This is a genomic window from Blastopirellula retiformator (assembly GCF_007859755.1).
Lineage (GTDB): Bacteria > Planctomycetota > Planctomycetia > Pirellulales > Pirellulaceae > Blastopirellula > Blastopirellula retiformator.
On record NZ_SJPF01000006.1, the window covers coordinates 33,040 to 54,252 of the forward strand.

General features: G+C 59.9%; 19 protein-coding genes. 10 read left to right on the top strand and 9 right to left on the bottom strand.

The genetic code is table 11. The features are described from left to right. Together Enr8_RS22110 and Enr8_RS22115 are read left to right on the top strand one after the other, a co-directional pair. The gene (locus tag Enr8_RS22110; RefSeq protein WP_146435912.1) at positions 1–297 is read left to right on the top strand and encodes a hypothetical protein; all 297 of its coding nucleotides are present in this window, start codon (positions 1–3) and stop codon (positions 295–297) included. Positions 298–398: 101 nt separating this feature from the next. Next, complete coding sequence (locus Enr8_RS22115; RefSeq protein WP_146436493.1) at positions 399–1,862, top strand: sulfatase; 1,464 nt, start codon at positions 399–401, stop codon at positions 1,860–1,862. Positions 1,863–2,750: 888 nt separating this feature from the next. On the opposite strand, the gene miaA is transcribed toward Enr8_RS22115, so the two are convergent. After that, a complete protein-coding gene (gene miaA / locus Enr8_RS22120) occupies positions 2,751–3,698 on the bottom strand; it encodes a tRNA (adenosine(37)-N6)-dimethylallyltransferase MiaA (RefSeq protein WP_146435914.1) in 948 nt (315 codons plus the stop codon). Positions 3,699–3,839: 141 nt separating this feature from the next. Between miaA and Enr8_RS22125 the strand changes: the two genes are divergently transcribed. Continuing rightward, positions 3,840–4,184, top strand: coding sequence for a phosphoribosyl-ATP diphosphatase (locus Enr8_RS22125; protein ID WP_261342482.1), 345 nt, complete (start codon positions 3,840–3,842; stop codon positions 4,182–4,184). A gap of 37 nt (positions 4,185–4,221) precedes the next feature. Further along, positions 4,222–5,073: an ATP phosphoribosyltransferase gene (gene hisG / locus Enr8_RS22130; RefSeq protein ID WP_146435916.1), complete on the top strand. Its 852-nt coding sequence runs from the start codon at positions 4,222–4,224 to the stop codon at positions 5,071–5,073. A 198-nt stretch (positions 5,074–5,271) separates the two neighbouring features. Here hisG and Enr8_RS22135 read toward each other — a convergent pair whose 3' ends face one another. Beyond that, a complete protein-coding gene (locus tag Enr8_RS22135; protein ID WP_146435918.1) occupies positions 5,272–7,836 on the bottom strand; it encodes a protein-disulfide reductase DsbD family protein in 2,565 nt (854 codons plus the stop codon). 187 nt (positions 7,837–8,023) lie between these two features. Then, positions 8,024–8,842: a phosphotransferase gene (locus tag Enr8_RS22140; protein ID WP_246120210.1), complete on the bottom strand. Its 819-nt coding sequence runs from the start codon at positions 8,840–8,842 to the stop codon at positions 8,024–8,026. Between Enr8_RS22140 and Enr8_RS26315 the strand changes: the two genes are divergently transcribed. The 4 genes from Enr8_RS26315 (at position 8,819) to Enr8_RS22155 (ending at position 13,059) form a co-directional block, all read left to right on the top strand. Further along, positions 8,819–9,163: a hypothetical protein gene (locus tag Enr8_RS26315; RefSeq protein ID WP_246120211.1), complete on the top strand. Its 345-nt coding sequence runs from the start codon at positions 8,819–8,821 to the stop codon at positions 9,161–9,163. The two genes, Enr8_RS22140 and Enr8_RS26315, sit on opposite strands and share 24 nt — an antisense overlap. Positions 9,164–9,283: 120 nt before the next feature. Continuing rightward, on the top strand, positions 9,284–12,037 hold the full coding sequence (locus Enr8_RS22145; protein WP_246120212.1) for a zinc-dependent metalloprotease: 2,754 nt from the start codon (positions 9,284–9,286) through the stop codon (positions 12,035–12,037). Positions 12,038–12,341: 304 nt separating this feature from the next. Beyond that, positions 12,342–12,689, top strand: coding sequence for a P-II family nitrogen regulator (locus Enr8_RS22150; RefSeq protein ID WP_146435921.1), 348 nt, complete (start codon positions 12,342–12,344; stop codon positions 12,687–12,689). A 22-nt stretch (positions 12,690–12,711) separates the two neighbouring features. Further along, on the top strand, positions 12,712–13,059 hold the full coding sequence (locus Enr8_RS22155; protein ID WP_146435923.1) for a hypothetical protein: 348 nt from the start codon (positions 12,712–12,714) through the stop codon (positions 13,057–13,059). Between the two features lie 67 nt (positions 13,060–13,126). Here the strand turns inward: Enr8_RS22155 and Enr8_RS22160 are convergent, their stop codons facing one another. Continuing rightward, positions 13,127–14,386, bottom strand: a complete 1,260-nt coding sequence (locus tag Enr8_RS22160) for a hypothetical protein (protein ID WP_146435925.1) — start codon at positions 14,384–14,386, stop codon at positions 13,127–13,129. Positions 14,387–14,461: 75 nt separating this feature from the next. Further along, positions 14,462–14,644, bottom strand: coding sequence for a DNA gyrase inhibitor YacG (gene yacG, locus Enr8_RS22165; RefSeq protein ID WP_146435927.1), 183 nt, complete (start codon positions 14,642–14,644; stop codon positions 14,462–14,464). A gap of 388 nt (positions 14,645–15,032) precedes the next feature. Between yacG and Enr8_RS22170 the strand changes: the two genes are divergently transcribed. Both Enr8_RS22170 and Enr8_RS22175 read left to right on the top strand, forming a co-directional pair. Continuing rightward, the gene (locus Enr8_RS22170) at positions 15,033–15,941 is read left to right on the top strand and encodes a DODA-type extradiol aromatic ring-opening family dioxygenase (protein WP_186767806.1); all 909 of its coding nucleotides are present in this window, start codon (positions 15,033–15,035) and stop codon (positions 15,939–15,941) included. A gap of 16 nt (positions 15,942–15,957) precedes the next feature. After that, a complete protein-coding gene (locus Enr8_RS22175) occupies positions 15,958–17,205 on the top strand; it encodes a multidrug effflux MFS transporter (protein WP_186767807.1) in 1,248 nt (415 codons plus the stop codon). 59 nt (positions 17,206–17,264) lie between these two features. Here Enr8_RS22175 and Enr8_RS22180 read toward each other — a convergent pair whose 3' ends face one another. From Enr8_RS22180 to groL, 4 genes are all read right to left on the bottom strand, one after another. Further along, on the bottom strand, positions 17,265–17,582 hold the full coding sequence (locus tag Enr8_RS22180) for an FmdB family zinc ribbon protein (protein ID WP_146435934.1): 318 nt from the start codon (positions 17,580–17,582) through the stop codon (positions 17,265–17,267). Positions 17,583–17,625: 43 nt separating this feature from the next. Then, positions 17,626–18,219: a nucleotide exchange factor GrpE gene (gene grpE / locus Enr8_RS22185; protein WP_186767808.1), complete on the bottom strand. Its 594-nt coding sequence runs from the start codon at positions 18,217–18,219 to the stop codon at positions 17,626–17,628. 17 nt (positions 18,220–18,236) lie between these two features. Beyond that, on the bottom strand, positions 18,237–19,406 hold the full coding sequence (gene dnaJ / locus Enr8_RS22190; RefSeq protein WP_146435939.1) for a molecular chaperone DnaJ: 1,170 nt from the start codon (positions 19,404–19,406) through the stop codon (positions 18,237–18,239). A 136-nt stretch (positions 19,407–19,542) separates the two neighbouring features. Continuing rightward, the gene (groL, locus tag Enr8_RS22195; protein ID WP_146435941.1) at positions 19,543–21,159 is read right to left on the bottom strand and encodes a chaperonin GroEL; all 1,617 of its coding nucleotides are present in this window, start codon (positions 21,157–21,159) and stop codon (positions 19,543–19,545) included. Positions 21,160–21,213 lie beyond the last annotated feature (54 nt).

The window sequence follows — 21,213 nt, forward strand, 5'->3', positions numbered from 1 at the left end:
TTGTCGCCCCGCCTCTCGCTCTTCCTTCCTCGCGAACTAGCGCATGATCCGATCCCCCTGTCTTTACTTCGTGCTACATGCGGCGCCGATATCGGTGGCAAGCAGTGGCACGAATTGATCCAGACGCTCGACCAGGGAGACTTCCCGCAAACTCGACTGTTGCGGCAATTGAAACAGCAAGGCTTCACCGGCCCAGTCACGTTGCAATGCTACGGCGTGCAGGGGGGCAGGAAACAAAACCTAGAACGTTCGATCAACGCCTTGCGAAAGACGATCGCAGCGGTATCACCGTCGTAGGCTGGGTTGAAACCCAGCTCTTCCTGACGCAAAACGGCGACTTGCTGGGTCTCGACCCAGCCTACGAAAAAGGAACCCTGGCCGTGGCCCCAAATATCAGCATGCAATACTTCAAGACTCCCCGACTCGCGGTTGTTCTTCTCCTTCTGCTATCCCATACGATCGCCCGCGCGGACGAACCAGCGGCCAAACGTCCCAACGTCCTCTTCATCGCCGTCGACGACCTCCGCGTGCAACTCGGCTGCTACGGCGACTCACTCGTCCAAACGCCCAACCTCGATCGACTATCGAAGCGGAGCATGCTGTTCGAGCAGGCTTACTGCCAGCAGGCGCTTTGCAATCCTTCGCGAACGTCGCTGATGACCGGGCGCTATCCCGATTCGCTCGGCGTTTGGGATTTGCCGACCCATTTTCGCCAGGTCGAGCCGAGCCTGGTAACGCTGCCGCAGCACTTCAAGCAACACGGTTACTTCACCCGCGACATTGGCAAGATCTATCACAACTACCGCCAGGCGATCGACAACGATCCGCAGTCATGGTCGACGCCGTCGATCTTCGATATCGGCGCCCATTCGCAAGACTGGTACGTTGAGGGGCAACCGTTCGAGCTGCACAAGGTTCCCAAAGGCCCGTCGTTCCAGCGCGTTGATGTGCCGGACGAAGCCTATCTGGACGGACGAATTGCCGCCGCCGCGGTCGCCGAGCTAAAGCGACAAGCCAAGCTCGACCAGCCCTTCTTTTTGGCCGTCGGTTTCTGGAAACCGCACCTCCCCTTCAATGCCCCGCAGAAATATTGGGACCTGTACGATCCAGAAGAGATCGCGGCGCAACTCCACAAACAACCACACGGCGACGCCCCCGACATCGCCCGGCATGACAACCGCGAACTGCGGGGCTACGCCAACATTCCCAAGCAAGGCGAAATCTCCGCCGACGCGAAGGTGCGTCTGCACCATGGCTATAACGCCGCGATCAGCTTCGTCGACGCCCAGATCGGCAAGGTCCTAGACGCTTTGGAAGCGACCGGCCAGGCCGACAACACGATCGTCGTCTTCTGGTCCGATCACGGCTTTCACTTGGGCGAACATGACCTGTGGGCCAAGACGACCAACTTCGAGCTCGACGCCCACGTGCCGCTGTTGATTGCCGACCCGCGCAGCAAGTCGCCCGGTCAGCGAACCGCCGCCCTGGTCGAACTGGTCGACCTCTACCCCACCCTGGTCGACCTGTGCGGGCTCTCTTCGGCCACCAAGCTCGACGGCCAAAGCCTTCGCCCGATCCTCGCAGATCCCACCGCCACGATCCGCCAGTCCGCCCTCACCCAACACCCGCGGCCCGCCTATTACCAAGGGAAGCCAGAGGTAATGGGCTACTCAATCCGGACCGCCAACTATCGGTACACCGAGTGGCGCCAGTTTGCCTCCGGCGAAGTGGCGGCGGTGGAGTTGTATGACGAGCGGAATGATCCGGGCGAGCTGCGGAACTTGGCGGGAGAGGATTCGCAGGCGGAGCGTTTGGCGGAATTGGCGGAGGCGCTTGCGGAGCGAATCGCGACCTCACCATAGACATCCATCGCCACAGTACATGCTCGACAAAATTGCTTGACAAAGCGCACGCGATCTTGGTCGATTGTGGTGTGGTAGTGAGTGCGCGACGTGGGCCTTCCGGCTGGAGGTTGGCGACTGGCGGGGAGCGTGAAAAAAAATGCGACGTCGAGTCCACTTTCGCTTCGGGCGCTAACCGAAGTCGGTAGCCCCAAAAAAATTCGTGGGCGAGTCCACTTTGCATTAGGGCGCGAACGAATTCGGCGATCGAAGCGAAAAAAAGATGTATGAATGGTCCAGTCCGGTCCGCAGCCCCGCAGGTTCGAAAGAAAGCAGCACGGGGTGGAGTCGCGGTAAGCGCCCTAACCCCGGGCTAGGGCGTCAGTTAGAGAGGGAATCCCTGAAGGGGCGAGCTAAAGGAATTGCGGAGGACTCGAAAAAAACGAAACGGTCCGGTCCAGGCAGTCCGGCGTTTGGCAGCGTTTACCCGGTTCGGGTTAGATCGCCCCCTTGGGGCTTTTGATTGGGTTTACCGAAGGTGACCCAGGACTGCGTCGCGGAAACGCGACTCCGCCCTGGGCTACTTTAGCGGCGCCCCGTTGGGGCTGAAGAAAAAAAAGCGTTTGGCGGTCCAGTCCGGTCCTCAGCCCCGAAGGTTCGAAAGAAAGCAGCACGGGGTGGAGTCGCGGTAAGCGCCCTAACCCCTGGCTAGGAAGTCAGTTAGAGAGGGAATCCCTGAAGGGGCGAGCTAAAGGAATCGCGGAGGACTCGAAAAAAATGAAATGGTCCGGTCCAGTCGGTCCGTCCGGCGGGGCGAAGACATGCTCTTCCGTCGAAGACGCCGTAAGAACATGGCGCCAGCGGGTCTCGAAAAAAATGGCGCGCGAGCGGTCCAGTCCGGTTCGTCATTCACGCCGCCCCGGCGTCGGCGATTTGTTGGGCAATTTGATGGGCGTCTAAATCGCCGGTTAGCGGCACAATGCGGCATTCGCTGAGGCTGCGGAACCAGGTGCATTGGCGTTTGGCGAATTGCCGGGTGCGGGTTTTCACCTTTTCAATCGCCACGTCCAGAGTGCATTTGCCTTCCAGGCAATTGATCACTTCGCGATAGCCGACTGCCTGCAGGGCGGTGTCGCTCAAAGGGGCTTCCCACTGCAGCAGCAATTCAACTTCGGCGACCAGGCCATCGGCGAACATTTGATCGACGCGGCGGTTGATGCGGTCGTGCAGTTCGGCTCGGGGCCAATCGAGGGCGAAGACGCGGCAGTCTTCGGCGTCGCGGCCTTCGTCAAAGTCGTTCTGCAGATGGCTGATCGGTTGGCCGGTCGACTTGTAGACTTCCAAAGCGCGGATCATCCGGCGAACGTCGTTCGGGTTGATTTTGGCGGCGGAGAGGGGATCGACCTGCTTTAAGCGTCGATGCAATGCTTCGGCGCCAACGGCGGCGACTTCCTCTTCGACCATGCGGCGGAACTCGGGATCGGGCGCCGGACCGGAGGTGAGCCCGCGGAGGAGCCCTTTCAGATAGAGCGGCGTACCGCCGACGAACAACGCCTGCTTGCCGCGGCTCTGGATGTCGCAGACGGCGGCGGCGGCCAGTTCCAGGTAGTTGGCGACGCTGGAGTCTTCGGTCGGATCGAGGACGTCGATCAGGTGATGCGGCACGATCGCCTGCTCGGCCGGGCTTGGCTTGGCGGTGCCGATATCCATGCCGCGGAAGAGGGCCATCGAGTCGAGCGAGAGGATTTCGGCGTTGATTTGCTGGGCCAATTGCAGCCCGATCGCCGATTTCCCCCCAGCCGTAGGACCGGTTAAAAACCAACAATCGAGAAAATCAACATCTGCGGAAGCGTTCATCAGCGGGGGTAATCGCGTAAATTTCAAGAAGATTGGGCCGTTCGCTGGGGCCCGGAGGGTGGCCGCAATTTCGCAAAGTCCCCTTCCCAGCTAGAATAGGTCCTTTGGCCAACCGTTCCCCTCCCTAGTAGTGAAGCAGCCGTGGCGCCCAACGAATCCCACATTCTCGCTCAATTGATGGCGGTGATCGAGGACCGTAAGGCCAATCCGCCTGAAAAATCGTACACGACCAAGCTGTTTGCCGGCGGAGTCGACAAAATCGGCGGCAAAATCATGGAAGAGGCGGCCGAAACGGTCGAAGCGGCCGGCGAACCTGGCGAAGAGGGTAAGGATCACCTCATCTACGAGGCAGGCGACCTGATTTATCACCTGTTCGTGCTGCTTTGCCACAAAGAGATTACGCTGCCCGAAGTGGAGCAAGAGTTGGCTCGCCGCTTCGGCGTTTCGGGCATCGACGAAAAAGCGTCGCGGAAGACGAACGACTAATCGCGACTGACTGCACCCCCGATTTTAGATTCGACTTATGGAAAACCTTCGTATCGGCGTTCCCAGCAAAGGACGTCTGGCCGAGTTGGCCACTGACCTGTTGAAAGACGCCGGCCTCAGCTTCCGTCGCCAGGACCGCAGCTTGTTTGCCCTGGTCAAAGACGCCCCGGTCGAGATCACCTTTCTGCGGACCGACGACATTCCGGTGTTGTGCGCCGAAGGGGCGATCGACATGGGGATCACCGGCAGCGACCTGGTCGCTGAAGCCGGAGTCGAACTGGTTGAGCGTTTGGCCCTGGGCGTCGGCAATTGCCGCCTGGCGGTTTGCGTGCCTGAAAGCAGCGCGATCAAAACGGCCGCCGACCTGGATGGCGCCCGGATCGCGACCAGCTTTCCGCATGTGACCGAAAAGTACCTGGCCGAGCATGGCGCCAAAGCGCACATGGTAACGCTGTCGGGGAGCGTCGAAGTGATGATCTCGCTCGGCGTGGCCGACGCGATCGTTGACCTGGTCGAAACCGGCAGCACGCTGGCCGCCAATCGCCTGCGAATCTTGGACGAGATCGGCCGCTACGAAACGATCCTGATTCAGAACCATAATCCGCGACACGCCGAGATGGCCGACCGGGTTGTTCGCCGCCTGGAAGGGGTCGTGATCGCCCGCAGCTACTCGCTGCTGGAATACAACATCCCCCGCACGAAGCTGGCCGAGGCCGAGAAGATCGCCCCTGGCTTTAACTCGCCGACGGTCAGCGCCCTGGAAGACGCCGATTGGTGCGCGGTCCGCGTGATGGTTCCTCGCAAGCAGGTCATCCCGGCGATGGAACAGTTGGAAGCGATCGGCGCTTCGGCGATTCTGGAAACGCAGATCGCCAACTGCCGCCTGTAAGAGCGCTTCTTCGCATAGGGCATAAAAAAGCGAGACGCACATCGGCGTCTCGCTTGTCGATGAATCAACAATCGCCCGTAGACGGCTAGAGCGTTTTTCTGATAGCTGTCGCGTTTCTGGCGTTGGTGAGGCAAGCTGGTCAACGCCGACCAGCGCGGCCGCAACCAGCCAGAACGATACAGATGGAGGAAAACCGCTCTAGTGCCCCGCCATCGCGGTCTTGGCGGTGGGCGAGCTTTCGCTAGCTGCGGCCGTTGCGCTGGACGGGCCCGCTTCCTGCAGGACCTTGATCACGTCTTGCTTGGTGATGACGTCGCTCAGCACATAGACTTCGCCGGGACGGTTGGCCGGGAAGACGGCGAACATCGGGATCGAGTTGTAACCCAAGCCATTGAGCAGCGCCTTCAGCGGCGGGTCTTCGTTGGTATAGTCGATGATCTTCGGCACGATGGAGTTGGCCGAAACGACCGCTGCGACTTCCTCGGTATCGATTGCCGAAGCGAAGTTGTACTTGCAGTTCGGGCACCAGGTCGCCGTAAAGTCGACCATCACGGTTTGCCCCGACTGCTGCAGCGAAATCAGGTCATCTTCGATGGTGGCGTATTCCGACTCGGCGACGTATTGCCACGCGATCTCGGTTTCGCCATGCACCAGCAGCGTAAACGAGCCATAGGCGCCAACCACAGCGACCGCGATCGCGGCGCCCCAGTATTTCATCGATGTGCCGAACTCTGACGCTGGCGGCGTCAATTGCAGGATCCAACAGCTAACGCCTAGAAAGACCAGCAATGCCAAGGTCGGCAGGAAGTAGTCTTTGTCCACGATGGTCAACATATAGACAACCGTGCCGAGTAGGACGAAGCCCATCAGGTTCTTGAACGTCTCCATCCAAGCGCCCGGCTTCGGCAGAAAGCGAATCATCGACGGGAAGGCGGCGATCAACAGATAGGGCGAAGCCATGCCGAGGCCGATGCAGGTAAAGACCAGGAAGGTGACGTAAGGCTCGCTCGCCAAGGTAAACCCAAACACCGGCCCTAAAAACGGCCCGCTACAAGGAGTCGCCAAGAGCGTGGTGAAGATCCCTTTGAAGAAGGCGCCGCTGTAACCTTCGCGGGAGGTCAACTCGCCCGCGGTCGAACCGCCGACAAAGCCCGGGATCTGCAGTTCCCACACGCCCAAAAAACTGAGGGCCATCACAAAGACCAAGCTGAGCAGCGGAATCGAGAACCAGGGGTTACCGAACTGCGAGCCCCAACCTTGGGCCGTGGCGTCGCCGCCGGCCGATTCTCCCAGGACATGCGCCCCGATCGCCAACAAGGCGAGGGCCCAGAAGACCGACAGCAAACCAAGCGTATAGACGACGTTCAAACCAAGGACGCGAGCCCGATGCTCGCCCCCCTGATGCGCGAAAGCCATGATCTTCAGACCGACGACCGGCAGCACGCACGGCATGAAGTTGAGCAACCCGCCGCCGATCAGCGCCAGGAACATCGCCATGTAGATGCTGGTGATCTTTTCGGAGTTAACGACTTGCCAGCGGCCACCATCGCCGTCGCTGGGCGGAGCGGTCGGCTGCGGGGTCTCGGCGACCGCGACGACCTCATTGCCCGCAGCGGCGTCCGCGGCGGAGTTGTACGGAGTTTCGCTGAACGCGAGTTCGGTCGTACCGACGTCGGTTGCGGCGCCAACATTGACGACCGCTTCAAACTTCACGCCATGCGGACGATCACAGGTCGCTTCGGTGCAGGTTTGATAGCCGAGATAGCCGACGATCGGATGCTCGCCGGGGGCGGCGTCCTTGGGCACCAAGACTTCAAACGTCCAGATGGTGTCCCCTTCGTGATACTTCAGCGGCGATTCGCCGGGGATCAACTCTTTGACGACGACCGGATTCTTGGTCGTAGGCGTAGTCATCTTCCACGGGGTCTCTTTGCCGAGACCCATGATCGTCGGTTTGTAGATCAGCGGGTCTTCGGTGTCGTAGGCGTAGACGTGATAGTGATCGGTCACCTTGACCGTCAACGTCACCAGCACCTTGTCGCCCGGCTCAACCGCCTTGGGGGCGACATAGCCGCTGACGATCGAGTGACCGGCCGGCGTTTCGTAGTTGCCTGGCTTGCCGGTAATTTTGTAACTGCCCATCGCCGCGACCGGCGCCGGCGTCGCCGCAGCGCCAAAGCCAGCCGGCACGTTGACCTTTTCTTCGCCGGCGAACTTCGCTTCGAGCGTCGCTCGCTGCGGCACGCACGTCCCCGCGTCAGAGCAGGTCTGTCCCGAGTATTTCAATTCCAGCGTCAGAGCGCTGGGATCGACTCCGTCGGCCAGCGCGATCGGCGCCGTCCAAGTGACCGAGTGATAGTGCTTCTCTTGCGCGACCGGCATGATGGCGTCGGGCGGCACGATCTTCGGCTTCTGATCGGTCGAGAACGTACCGATCGCCGTAACGGCCGGATTGGGCGTCAGCGTCAACTTCGACGGCAACGGCCCACCCGGCTTCTGCGTGATCGAGTAGAGGTACCAACCGTTGTCGACCGACGCGGTCACTTCCAACTTGCCAAACTTCTTCGACGGATCGACAAAGAACTTGCCGGTCACCGACAGGTTGGGGTCGCTGCCGGCCATGCCGCCGTCGAGACCATCCAGCCCGGCGAACGGATCAAAGCCTTGCGCATGAACGGAGGAAGTGAGAGGAAGCGAAACGAGCGTCGTCAGCAACAAGAGCGCGGCGAAAATCGTCAGTCGCGATACAAGCTTCGAAGTCATGCGATCGTGAAACTCGAGGTGAGGGTAAGGGAATACCTGACAGCCGCAGGTGGGATTGCAGCTCGGCAATGGGTCGCGGCAGTCGGGCGACGTTCAACGTTATTCTATCGTCTATCGTTTCATCTGAGCCACCGTGCGTCAGTGAAACAAAAGACAGTTGTCGACGCTAGCGGCTGGAACGATCCCTCTATTTCAATAGAAACCGCATGCGGCGTAAAGAGATATCTAGTCGGTTCAGGACCACTTCTGGTTGCGGGAAACTCCGCTTTTCGACGGCAATCCACTCGATCCACTGCAATCCGGTCAACAGCGCCGCCGAGCGATCAAAGGTGGCGATGGCCCGGCGTTCTGCGGGCAAAAGCGGGCGATGACGCTCATAACGCGTCAAAAAATCGTCCCAACCGGTGCGGTCGTTCTCAAACAACGAACCGCACAGCCGGGCCAAATCGCCGGCGCAAGATTCTCGGCGAACGGCGCCAAAATCGATCACACCGGTCACAAAAGCGCCTGTCAGGAAAATATGGTCACTATGAATATCGCGAAGACACTCCTGCAGTGGTAATGGCGCCTTGGCCGCAGCGCTTAATTCGTCGCGAATCGGCGACGCCAAGTGCGGGAAAAGCGCGAGCGTCTCTCGCGCACGAGCAGCGAATTCGGGCCATCCGACTTGTTCGATCTGTCGCTCGATTTGCGCAAAATCGGTTGCCTGCCACCGCGTCAGCATTTCCAAGCGTTGCCCTAGGCCAGGCGATGTGTCTAGCGTGGCGGTCGATCGCGTGGCGTTATGGATCGCCGCCAGTGCAGCGACTACAGCATCCAGCTGTGGGGGCGAAATCGCCCCTGGATCAGGCGGCTCGCCAGGCATCCACTCCGCCAATTCCCAGAATCCAAGTGCGCTTTTTGCGAACGAATCCCCCTCTTTGGTCGTAAATAGAGAGGGAATGAACTTTAGATTCGCCTCGCGCCACTGACGTTGTAACGAGTGGACGAAGCTCAAGCGGGACATGGTCGTCTCGCGGGGCCAAAGCCGCAGCGCGTAACGGCGGTCTTCGGTCTCGACGCGCCAGATCGCGCCGCCGCTGAAACCGCCGGCCGAGCCGAGCGGCACAAGCTGCAACGAACGAGCGCAAACTTCGGAAAACCGCGAAAGCTGACTTTTCGCCGCAAGATTCCGGTCGTTAATTGCAACAATCTGTTCGTGTTCAGGCTTGCCAAACATGGCGCAAACGAAAAAATCCCTCTAGGTGATCCAATTCCCCTGCGCGGAATTATGCACAATTTTTGTCATGAGATCGCCGGAAAACTTTTCCCAAAACTGCCCATGTGAGAAAATGGGGTATATTTTAGTACCCATACCCTCATGCGGCGGACACGCCTCCTCGTAATGCCTCTAGTCGCTTCGTCTGCCCTCAAAACATTAGCTCCCCCGCATTAAGAGAAACTGATAATGATACTGTCGACCCAATTGCGGTCCTCTGTGGCGGTTCTGATCGCCGCCGGGCTTACGTTCACGTTCAGCCCACTTTCGGCCTATGCCGACGATGCGGCCGCCGAAAAGGAAACGCCTGCCGAAACCGCCAAACCGAATGACAACGCCGACAAGGTCATGGCGACCAGCGGCGGATCTTCGAGCAGCAGCGGCGGCGGCGGAAGCGCGAGCAGCACGCCGGACCACGTCCGCATTCTGAAGGACTTCAAAAAGGTAGATGGCCTGATCCCCATGCATCACAAGGGGAATCGACTGTACCTGGAGCTTTCGTCGCAGCACTACAGCGGCGAGTATATCGTGCTGATCTCGATCAGTCGCGGCATCGGCCAGTATCCGATCTATGGCGGATTCAGCTGGGGCTTTGGCGACGACTGGGTTTGGCAATTCCGCAAGGTCGACGACAACGTCCATATCGTTCGCAAGAACGTCCGTTTTAAGGCCGATGGCAACAAGCCGGAAGCGAAAGCGGTCAAACATGCCTACGGCGACAGCGTGCTGTTCAGCCTGCCGGCCGACAAGAAAGGCCCCAATGGCGGCGACCTGGTCGACGTCACCCCGGTCTTCATGAGCGACCTGCCGATGATTTCGGACGCTTTGCCGGGCGCCTCGTTCTCGCCCAGCAAGTCGGTCTTCAGCGAAGTCAAAGGCTTTGACAAGAACATCGAACTGGAAGTCGCCGCGACTTACCAGACCAGCGGCCGCATGAGCATGGACACCGTGCCCGATAGCCGCGGCGTTTCGATCGACATCCACTACTCGATCAGCAAGATTCCGTCCAACGGCTATAAGCCTCGCTTGGCGGACGATCGCGTCGGGTACTTCCTGACGGTGGTCAAGAACTTCTCGCAATCCGATAACGACCAGTTCGTCCGTTACATCAATCGCTGGGACCTGAAGAAAGCGGAACCGAGCGCCAAGATGTCGGAACCGGCCGAGCCGATTCTGTTCCACTTGGAAAACACCGTTCCCTACAAGTACCGCAAGCCGATCCGCGACGGCATCCTCGAATGGAACAAAGCGTTCGAGCAGGCTGGCTTTATCGATGCGGTTCGCGTTCGCCAGCAAGAAGACGACGACACCTGGGATCCGGAAGACGTTAACTACAACACCTTCCGCTGGATCACCTCGGACGCCGGTTTTGCGATGGGCCCGTCGCGCACCAACCCGTACAACGGGCAGTTGCTCGACGCCGACATCATCTTCGACGCCTCGTTTTTGAACTCGTGGCAACAAACGTTCGAAGACATCAATCCGCAAGGTATCGCGGCCCTGACCGGCGGTTGGCCGGAACGTCAGGCCGAAATCGATCGCCTGACCGGCAACACCTCCGGTTCAAAGATGCCGCACGCGGCCTGCATGTTGGGTCGCGGCATGACCAGCCAAATGGCTTTCGCCAACCTGATCGCCGCCGAAGGCGCCGCCGCGGCGGACGATCGCGAAGAGGTTCGCGAAAAGCTGTTCATGCAAGGGTTGAAGGAAGTCACGATGCACGAAGTCGGGCACACGCTCGGCCTGCGTCACAACTTCAAGGCCAGCAAGTTCCGCACGCTGGAAGAGATGAATGATCCGAAGATCGCCGCCGACGGGATGGTCTCGAGCGTCATGGACTATGTCCCGGCCAACATCGCCCCGAAAGGCGAGAAGCAAGGCGACTACTTCCCGCAGACGATCGGCCCGTACGACGCCTGGGCGATCCAGTACGGCTACACCCCGTACTCGGGCGGAACCGAAGGGGAAAAGAAAGAGCTCGACAAGCTGGCGTCGCGTAGCGGCGAAGCGGGCCTGATCTACTCGACCGACGAGGACACCGTCAGCGGCGCCCCCGATCCGGACTCGAACCGCTTCGACTTTGGCGATGACGCCGTCGAATTCGCCGAACGACAAGCGACCGTCGTACGTGAAGCGATGGACGACCTGGTCAATCGCGTGGTGAAAGAGGGAGACGACTACTCGAAGGCGCGTCGCGCGTTCAACGTCTTGCTCAGCACCCACGGTCAGGCGATGTTCTTCGTTTCCCGTTATGTTGGCGGCGTCCACACCAGCCGCAGCCACAAGGGAGACAAAGACGCTCAGCCGCCGATGAAGACGGTCGACGTTGAGCAGCAACGTGCGGCCCTGAAGCTGCTCGAAGAGCAGGTCTTCAGCGACACGCCGTACGAAGTCGATCCTTCGATCTACAACCAGCTGGCCCCGTCGCACTGGGATCACTGGGGAACTTCAACGACCTCGCGCCCCGACTTCCCGATCCACAGCTACATCGCCATGTGGCAGGATCGCGTGATGTCGCAGTTGCTCTCGTCGGGCACTCTGACCCGGATGCACGATTCGGAACTGAAGGTAGCCGAAGACGAAGAGGCGATGACCACCGCCGAACTGCTGGAACGCCTGACCGATGTCGTTTATAGCGAACTGAACGACATCAAGAAGGGTGACGAAAAGTTCACCAACAGCGATCCGGCGATCAGCAGCCTGCGTCGCGGTCTGCAGCGGAACTACCTCCGCCGCTTGTCGAACATCGCTCTGGGCGAGACTTTCGCTCCGGAAGATTGCCAGACGATCGCCTATGTGCAGTTGGTCGACCTGTCGAAGAAGATCGATCAGACCTTGAAGAAGAAGGTGAAGCTGGACGCCTACACCCAGGCTCACCTACTCGAAACCAAGGCCCGCATCGGCAAGGTCCTCGACTCGCAGCTGATCTTCGCCAGCCCGTAATTCGGCGGCGAACAATCTAAAAACCAGAAAGCCCTCTTCGACCAGAAGAGGGCTTTTTTGTGCGCAAGCCGCCGTGATTGTAATCCGCACCGCGAGCGAGAGAAATTCGTTGGGGCAAATGACTAATGTCTAATTTCGGCCTTGAAAACCCTCTTCCACTAGACATTAGTTCTTAGACATTAGTCATTCTCTGTGACCGCATTTCCCTCGCTCGCGCGTCGTGCTACTATTCTTTCTCCCCCGCAATCAGCTATCCTACACGCAGTAGAAATGCGCCCGCCGGTCGCTTGCAGGAGACCTTTCGATGAAGATGATCGTCGCCCTGATTCAGCCGAACAAATTGGATTCGTTGCGCGATGCGCTGAAGGAGATTTCGGTCGAACGGTTCACCGTGTCCGACGCCGAAGGGTACGGGCGACAACGGGGACACTCGGCCACGTTTCGCGGCGTTGAGTATCAAACGACCCTGCTGCGGAAGATTTCGATTGAGCTGGTCGTCAATGATGACTTTCTAGAACGGGCGCTGTCGACGATCGAGAACGTCGCCCGGACCGGCCAAGACGGCTGCATCGGCGACGGCAAGATCTTCGTCATGCCGGTCGAGCAAACCATTCAAATCGGAGGGGCCGCCCGAGGACCATCGGCGGTCTAACGCAGAGAAAGCCACACGCACCATGAAGATCGTCTATTTCACCCGCGACCTGCTCTTCCCCAGCAAAGCGCAACAAGCGGCCCGCATGGGCGGCGTCACGCTACAGATGGTCGGATCGTCGGAACAATGCGCCGCCGCCGTCGATGACGAGACGGAGCGCGTGGTGGTCGATCTCGGTTCGACGACCGAATCGTTGGCCGATCTGGTGACGGCCCTGAAGGCGAAGAAGCCGGAACTCGAGCTAATCGCCTACGGCCCGCATGTGCAAACCGACCGCTTGGCGGCCGCAAAAACAGCCGGCTTCCGCACGATGAGCAACGGGCAACTCCACAGCGGCATGCACGAAGTCTTTGGCAAAGCGGAAAGCTGAGAGCAGAAAGCCGAAGACGCAAAACAGACCGGCGCTTCTCCTCCGCTTTCCCGTTTCCGCTTTTCATCTAGTCTGCAGGCGGCGGTGGCGTCGATTCGAAATTCCCCGGCGCTTTACTTTCCGGCTCGGCCGCCGTGCTCCCTTCTTCGGTCGCAAATGTCGGCGGAGGAAAGCGGACCTCGTCTTCCAGGGCGACTTCGTCGAGCTCGGCCTGATCAACGTCGTAGCGCAACAGCAGGTAAATGGCCGTCGCCGCGATGAAGAAGAAGCCGTAGACGTAGCCGTCGATAATCCGGGCGACCAATCCGCGCCAGAAGTGAATGATGCGAGCGCCTTGCGTCAGTTGCGGCCCATCCCCGGCGATCGCTTGCGGGAAGTACAGCGCGTCTTCGACGGCAACATGGATCTCGGCCAGACGTTCGTCGCCGGCGCCCAGGGAGAACGCCCAATCGGTCATGCCGAGCGACACCACCACGATCACCGAAATGACGAACAGCCCCAGCACGCCCACCGCCAACGAGATTGCGGAGTAAAAGGCGAAGTGGAGCGGGCGCTGCGTGACGTACGCGTACGAACGACTCAGCGCGTCAAAGGCATCGGACGCTTCGGTCGCAATCGCGCCCCACATCAGCGGCCAACCAAACAGTAGCGGTATCAACAGCGCTGCCGTCATCACGCCGAAAATCGCGGCGACAAAGTAGAGGATGCCGGAGATCAACAGTCCGACGTCGCCGAAGTAGGACAACAGGCCCAGCAGGATCGCAGGGATTGCAAACGCCAGGACGCCCAGCAATGGGAACAGCGGCGCCGTAAAGAACGACAAGAATCGATACAGGCCGAACTTGAGGGCCGCCTTCAAACCGCAGCGCTCGTCGCGGGTGAGCGCCAGCGCCGCAATCCGGCAAATCGCGCCGCCAAAAACGGACCACACGGCGGTCGCCCATAATGCGCAAAACGCCCGGTAGGCGGCGCTGCGGATCGAGTTATGCACCGAGAAAAACGTCCGATAGGGACGGGTCGCGTGCACCCAGACTTCCTGGATCGGGTCGGCAATCAGCAAGATCGTGCCCAGACGACCTTCCGCCGCTTGCTCTACCGCCCGCTTGGCGAACAGCGGCGGATGTACCACCTCGGCCTGCGGACGTTCTTCCTGGGGCAAGAAAACCTGAGCAGCGCCCCACCAACCAACGTCAACCAAGATTACGCCGGCGATCGCCAGCAGGAGGACGCGCAGTTGGAACGAAACGCCAAAGGTGCGAAATATCAAAACCCAGGGAAAGACGTCGCGCCAGGAAATGGAACGGAGCACGTCACGGTCATCAGTCATTCGAGATCTCCACACGCCACGGGGGTGCAACCGAGCGTGGGGGCATTATAGAACCGACCCGCCGAGCGTAAAACGTCACTCAGCCTCGTCTTCCGGAATTTCTCCGGCGAGTTGACTGAGTCGGCGATCAATGTCGACCGGCATCGAATAAGACTCGCCCAGCCAAGACCCCAGATCAATCTGGCGACAGCGCTCGCTGCAGAACGGCATCGACTTGGTAGGCTCTTCAAATTCGGTCTCGCAGGTTGGGCATTTCATGGTTTCCATTTTAAGGGGAATCGTGCAATCCGCGTAGGGGCGAAGTTGGCGTCTGGCGATCGCGAAACGTCTGCACGCAGTGCGGCATGATGAGAAGCGGACGCTGGACGAACCGACCTTGCGTCCCCTGCCCTTGCTCGGGATCGTCTCTGCCTTCTCCTGCTCCTGGCTACCGGAACACTCGCTGGCGAGAACTTCCGCCAATCGCGAATAGGCGGTCCCAGCTAGCGTCAGTGCCAATCGCGCTTGCGGCGAACCACACTTGCGTTCGGGGCCAAAATCGCCGATAGTTTACATAACGACCTTTTTTATGCAACACAATTTGCCGGTCCTTGCCCATCTCTTTCGGCAGCGAGCCGGAAGATCGACATCTAGGGAGACGAGTCGAATGCCTGCCGAAAATACGGGACGTGTTGATCGCCGCACTTTTAACGCCGGCCTGGTGGTCGGGGGGACGACCCTGACGATGGAAGGACTTTGCGGGACCGCAGTTGCGGCCGAAACCAGCCCGGTCGCCGCCAACGATCAGCGACTGCCGACGATTTTCGTCGCCCATGGTTCGCCAGAACTGGCCGTCGATCCGGTCCGCGGCGCCCCGTTCGCCCAATGGGGACAAGCGATGCCGGCGCCCAAGGCGATTATGGTGGTCTCGGCCCACTGGGAGAAGACCCGCCCGGTAATGCTTAGTTCGACCGATCCGAAAGAACTGGTCTACGACTTCGGCGGCTTTCCTCGCCCGCTGTACGAAGTTCGTTATGACGCTCCCGGCGCCAAAGACCTGGCGACTCGCGTCGAGTCGCTGCTTCCCCAATCGTCGGTGATGCGATCCGAGCGCGGTCTCGATCATGGCGCCTGGACGCCGCTCGTTCATATGTACCCGAAGGCCGAGATCCCGGTGCTGCAGGTTTCGATGCCGAGCGCCGAAGGTCCCCGCGGGCTCTTCGAGTTTGGCCGCGCCCTCGCGCCGCTGCGTGACGAAGGGGTGCTGATCATCGGCAGCGGCAATATTACGCATCCGATGCTGGAACTCCGCCGCGGACTTCCGCGCGAAACGCCGACCTGGGCGGGCGACTTCGACGCCTGGGCGGCCGCCGCGGTTGAAGCGAAAAACTACGGCGAGCTGATCAACTACGCCGCCAAGGGCCCCGACGTCCGTCGCAACCATCCGACGCCTGATCACTTCCTACCGCTGCTGGTGGTCGCCGGCGTGGCGAGCGTCCAGGATGCGAAACCGAAGTTTGTGCTGGAAGAGTTCGAGTACAACCTGTTCAGCCGTCGTTCGATCGAGTTTGTTTAAGAGCATGGAAAGCGGAATGTCCAAGGACGATCCATCGCAACGTGCGCCGCTGATGTTGGCGGTGATTCTCGGAGGCCTGTGCGCGATCGGCCCGTTGGCGATCGATATGTACATGCCGGGGTTCCCACAGATGGCGACCGACTTTTCGGTCGAATCAGGCGCGATCCAGTTTAGCCTGACGACGTTCTTCACCGGCTTGATGTTTGGTCAATTGCTGTGCGGCCCGTTGTCCGACAAGTATGGCCGAAAGCCGTTGATTTTCGGCGGCCTGGGCTTGTTTGCTCTCTCCGCGTTCGGCTGCGCCGCGGCGCCCGATGCGGCGAGTCTCTACACGTTTCGCTTTTTCCAAGGACTGGGCGGATCGATCGGCATGGTCATGGCGTTCGCCGTGACGCGCGACCTCTATACCGGTCTAGCTGCGGCGAAACTGCTGTCGCTGATCGTCATGCTGGTCAGCGTGGCGCCGATCATCGCGCCAGTCCTGGGAAGCATGGTGGTGAAGTTCGGCTCGTGGAGGATCATTTTTTGCCTGCTTGGTCTGTTTGGCGGGGCGCTCATCGGGCTGACCGCCTGGAAGCTTCCCGAAACGCGTAGTCCTGATCTGCGCCGCAGCGGAAAGCTGACCGACGGTCTCGTGCATTACGGAACGCTGCTGCGGAGTCGCCGGTTCCTGCCGTTGGTGCTGGTCTCCAGCGCCGTGCAAGGAGGAATGTTCGCCTACCTGGCGGCCTCCTCCTCGGTCTATATGACGACGCTGGGCCTAAGTCCGCTGCAATACAGCATGGCGTTTGGTTTGAACGCGTTTGGCCTGATGATCGCCGCCAAGCTCGCGCCGGTGTTGATTCGTCGCTTCCAAGCGCAACGCCTGCTTTGGGCGATGCTGCTGATCGATCTGGTTGCCGGCCTCCTACTAACCATCCTCACGCTCACGGGGCACCTCTCCTTAGCGCCGGTCGCTGCGATGTTGTTCACGATCGTCGCGGCCAATGGAATCATCATGCCGCTCACCAGCATGATGGCGCTCGATTCGTTCGGTCACATTTCTGGAACCGCGGCGGCGCTAATGGGAGCGATCCGTTTCGCCGCCGGCGCAGTCGCCAGCGGAGCAACGGCCGCTTTTTCGGATGGAACGCCCCTCTCGATGTCGGTCGTGATGGCCGTTTGCAGCTTTTCTGCGATCGTGATCGCGGCGACGACGCTTCCGCGGCAAGACGAAGAAGCGATCGTCGAGAAGGTCGAGCTTTCTACCGAAGAATCTGCATAAAAAAAGCCGCCGCCATGATGCCCGGCGACGGCCATTGATTCAGTCTATCGGAAGCGAGACTAGTCTTTCGACTTGGAGGAGTTCTTCGACTTCGACGTGCTCTTGCTCGAACTCTTCGAGTCGCTACTCTTCGACTCGGTCGATGACGACGAACTGCTGCTCGAATCGCCGCTGGCGCCCTTCTTGTACGAGTCGCTACGGTAGTCGGTGATGTAGAAGCCCGAGCCCTTAAAGATCAACCCGCCGCCGGTGCTGAACAACCGGCGCAGTTTCTTCTTCTTGCACTTTGGGCATTTCGTCAACGGATCGTCGCTGAGGTTTTGAAACTCCTCAAATTGATGTTGGCAAGCGTCGCATTCGTATTCGTAGGTCGGCATCGTAGCACCTGGAAACCAAGCCTGGCTTCCCCCTGGGTTGAAGTTAGGAACTCTCTCCATCAGCCGCCGCTGCGGGGCCGCCGGTCGAGACAATCACTTGAGCGGGGCGAATAACGCGGTCATGCAGTTGGTACCCGGTTTGGGTGACCATCAAGACGTGCCCCGCCGGAACGTCGCCGCTGGGTTGCTGCAAAATGGCGTCGTGCAAGTTCGGATCAAACGGTTGCCCCAGCGCATCAATCGCCTTGCAGCCTCGCTTGGCGAGGACGTCCAGCATGTTTTGCGCGACCATCTTCACCCCGGTGACGATGCCGGCCGCTTCCGGCGATTCGCCGGCCGATTCGATCGCCCGGGTCAGGTTGTCGATCACCGGCAGCAGGTCCGAGATCAGCGGGACGTCGGCGTATTTGACCGACTCGTCCATTTCGCGGCGCATCCGCTTGCGGAGATTCTCCATGTCGGCCTGAGCCAACAGGATGCGGCGTTCGGCGCCCGCCAAGTCTTCGCGCAGTTTGTTCGTTTCGCTATCGAGCGTGTCCTGGGCCAGCGCTTCATCGACGGCGCTCGCAGAATCCGAAGTCGCTTCGCTGGTGACGTCTAGCGGTTGTTCTTCCGGAGAAGGGTTTTCATTCGACACGGTATCGTATCCTTCGGCTATTTTTCCTTCACGGCGTCGTTTTCATCGTCGCCGGAGGAGAACAAGTAATCACGAATCGATTCCAGGAACGACTTGCGGTGCGGGCTGACGTTGGTGTGTTCCAACTCGGCCAGCTCGCGCAACAACTCTTCCTGGCGCTGTTCCAATTTCTTCGGCACTTCGATGTACGTTTGCACGTACATGTCCCCTTTGCCGCGGCCATGCGGATCGGGCATTCCTTGTCCGCGGACCTTGAAGACCTCGCCCGACTGCGTCCCTTTCGGCACGTTCAGCAGATGGGCGCCATCGACCAGCGTGGGAACCTCAATCTCGGCGCCCAGCGCAGCCTGGGTGTAGCTGATCGGCATTTTTAGAATCAGATGCTCGCCATCGCGCTCGAACAGCTTGTGCCGCCGTAGCGAAATAAAGCAGTAGCAATCGCCTGCCGGACCGCCATTGGGGCTCGGTTGCCCTTCGCCGGTCAGACGAACCCGCATCTGGTCGTCGACGCCGGCCGGGATGTTGACGTCCAATTCGACGCGACGGCTCTGATAACCTTGACCACGGCAACTGCGGCAGGGATCGGTAATTTTGACCCCGGCGCCGTTACAAGACGGGCAAGTCGTTTGCACGCGGAGAATGCCCGCTTGCTGGACTACCTGACCATGACCGCCGCAGCGACCGCAGCGTTCGGGCTGCGAACCAGCCGCAGCGCCGCTTCCCTGGCAGGTTTCGCAGGTCTCGCGACGATCGAACAAAACGGTTTTCTCGACGCCGCGGGCCGCTTCCTCCAAGTCGAGCGTGACTTGAACTTTGATATCCGCGCCTTTGCTGACGCGACGACCACCCCGCGAACGTCCCCGTCCACTGCCGAAGATATCGCCAAAGATCCCCCCGCCAAAGATATCGCCGAACGCTTCGAAGATATCCTCTGCGTCGGAATACTGACGTTGCTGCCCGTCGACCCCGGCATGCCCATATTGGTCATACCGATTCCGCTTGTCGGGATCGTTCAGCACCTCGTACGCTTCGGCCGCCTGCTTGAATTTCAGCATGGCGTTTTCGTCGTCGGGATTGCTGTCGGGATGGTATTTGATCGCCAGCTTGCGATACGCCTTGGCGATTTCGTCTCCACTCGCCGTCCGCGTGACGCCGAGAACTTCGTAATAGTCGGCTTTTACGGCCATATCCTCAGTCCGTAGCGTAGTCAACAAAATGGGCTGCTCTCGCCCAGGAAAGCAGCCCACTGCCGATTTTCAATCAGGGAGCGGACGCTACTGTCGGTCCGCTTCCACGTTTCATCGGGAAGATTCTACTCGTCCGTTAGCGAATGACGCCTTCGACGCGAGTATCCTTATCTTCCTTATCGAAGTTGGTCACCATCGCTTCGGTGGTCAACAACAGACCAGCGATGCTCGCGGCGTTCGACAGAGCGGTGCGAACCACCTTGGCCGGATCGATGATGCCCGCCTTCAGCATGTCGCAGTACTGACCGCTGTTGGCGTCATAACCAGTGTTGGCGCTCTTCTGCAGAACTTCGTCGACGACGACCGCGCCGTCGATGCCGGCGTTGTCGGCGATCTGCTTCATCGGAGCGGCGAGACAGTTCAGGATGATATCGACCCCGATCTTCTCGTCACCCTTGGCCGCCGAGCGAGCCTTTTCGACCGCTTCTTTGCAGCGAACCAAAGCGACGCCGCCGCCCGGCAGAATGCCTTCTTCCAGGGCCGCGCGAGTCGCATGCAGGGCGTCTTCGACGCGCGCCTTGGTCTGCTTCATTTCGGCTTCGGTTTCGGCGCCAACCGCAATCACGGCGACCCCACCGGCCAGCTTCGCCAAGCGTTCCTGATACTTCTCTTTGTCGTATTCGCTTTCGGTTTCTTCGATCTGCTTCTTCAGCTGACCGATGCGTTGCTCCAGCGCCGACTTGTCGCCGCCACCTTGGACGATCGTGGTGTTGTCCTTGGTCACGGTGATCCGCTTGGCCTTACCAAGCTGACCCAGCTGAACCTTGTCGAGCGAAATGCCCAGGTCTTCGCTGATGACGGTGGCGCCGGTCAGGACCGCCATGTCGGCCAGCATCGCCTTGCGACGATCGCCGAAGCCCGGCGCCTTGACGGCACAGACGTTCAGCACGCCGCGAAGCTTGTTGACGACCAGGGCGGTCAGGGCTTCGCCATCGACGTCTTCGGCGACGATCAACAGCGGCTTGCCGGTTCCGCTGACCTGCTCCAGGACCGGAACCAGATCGCGGATGTTGCTGATCTTCTTCTCGAACAGCAGGATCAACGCGTTTTCCAACTCGCAATCCATTTCGGCCGGATTCGAGATGAAGTAGGGCGAGACGTAACCCTTGTCGAACTGCATCCCTTCGACATAGTCGACGGTCGTTTCGCGGGTCTTGCCTTCTTCGACGGTGATGACGCCGTCTTTGCCGACGCGGTACAGCGCTTCGGCCAGCAGATCGCCGATCGTGTGATCGTTGTTGGCGCTGATGGCGCCGACGTGGGCGACTTCTTCCTTACCCTTAACCGGCTTGGCGTTGGCCAACAGTTGGGCTTCGGCCGCCGCGACCGCCTTCTCGATACCGCGACGGATCGCCGACGGGTTGCTGCCGGCGACGATGTTGCGGATACCTTCTTTGAAGATCGCACGCGCCAGAACGGTCGCCGTGGTCGTACCGTCGCCAGCGACGTCCGACGTCTTGCTGGCGACTTCGTTCACCAGCTTGGCGCCCATGTTCTCGAAACGATCTTCGAGTTCGATTTCTTTCGAGACGGTCACGCCGTCTTTGGTTACGGTCGGGCCGCCGAACGACTTGTTGATGATGACGTTTCGACCGGTCGGTCCCATCGTCACCGCAACCGCGCTGGCCAGCTTGTCGATCCCCTTGAGCATTTTGCTGCGGGCATGATCGTCGAAAAGCAGTTGTTTCGCCACGCTTGAATGTCCTTATATGGAATGATTCGGAATGACTTCAGTACCAGCCGGTAC

Coding starts and splice junctions, on each gene's coding strand:
- Enr8_RS22150 (WP_146435921.1), top strand. CDS start 12,342: ATGAAGATGATCGTCGCCCTGATTCAGCCGAACAAATTGGATTCGTTG.
- Enr8_RS22170 (WP_186767806.1), top strand. CDS start 15,033: ATGCCTGCCGAAAATACGGGACGTGTTGATCGCCGCACTTTTAACGCC.
- Enr8_RS22180 (WP_146435934.1), bottom strand. CDS start 17,582: ATGCCGACCTACGAATACGAATGCGACGCTTGCCAACATCAATTTGAG.
- Enr8_RS22140 (WP_246120210.1), bottom strand. CDS start 8,842: ATGTCCCGCTTGAGCTTCGTCCACTCGTTACAACGTCAGTGGCGCGAG.
- dnaJ (WP_146435939.1), bottom strand. CDS start 19,406: ATGGCCGTAAAAGCCGACTATTACGAAGTTCTCGGCGTCACGCGGACG.
- yacG (WP_146435927.1), bottom strand. CDS start 14,644: ATGAAATGCCCAACCTGCGAGACCGAATTTGAAGAGCCTACCAAGTCG.
- miaA (WP_146435914.1), bottom strand. CDS start 3,698: ATGAACGCTTCCGCAGATGTTGATTTTCTCGATTGTTGGTTTTTAACC.
- Enr8_RS22135 (WP_146435918.1), bottom strand. CDS start 7,836: ATGACTTCGAAGCTTGTATCGCGACTGACGATTTTCGCCGCGCTCTTG.
- Enr8_RS22155 (WP_146435923.1), top strand. CDS start 12,712: ATGAAGATCGTCTATTTCACCCGCGACCTGCTCTTCCCCAGCAAAGCG.
- Enr8_RS22175 (WP_186767807.1), top strand. CDS start 15,958: ATGTCCAAGGACGATCCATCGCAACGTGCGCCGCTGATGTTGGCGGTG.
- Enr8_RS22115 (WP_146436493.1), top strand. CDS start 399: ATGCAATACTTCAAGACTCCCCGACTCGCGGTTGTTCTTCTCCTTCTG.
- Enr8_RS22145 (WP_246120212.1), top strand. CDS start 9,284: ATGATACTGTCGACCCAATTGCGGTCCTCTGTGGCGGTTCTGATCGCC.
- hisG (WP_146435916.1), top strand. CDS start 4,222: ATGGAAAACCTTCGTATCGGCGTTCCCAGCAAAGGACGTCTGGCCGAG.
- Enr8_RS22160 (WP_146435925.1), bottom strand. CDS start 14,386: ATGACTGATGACCGTGACGTGCTCCGTTCCATTTCCTGGCGCGACGTC.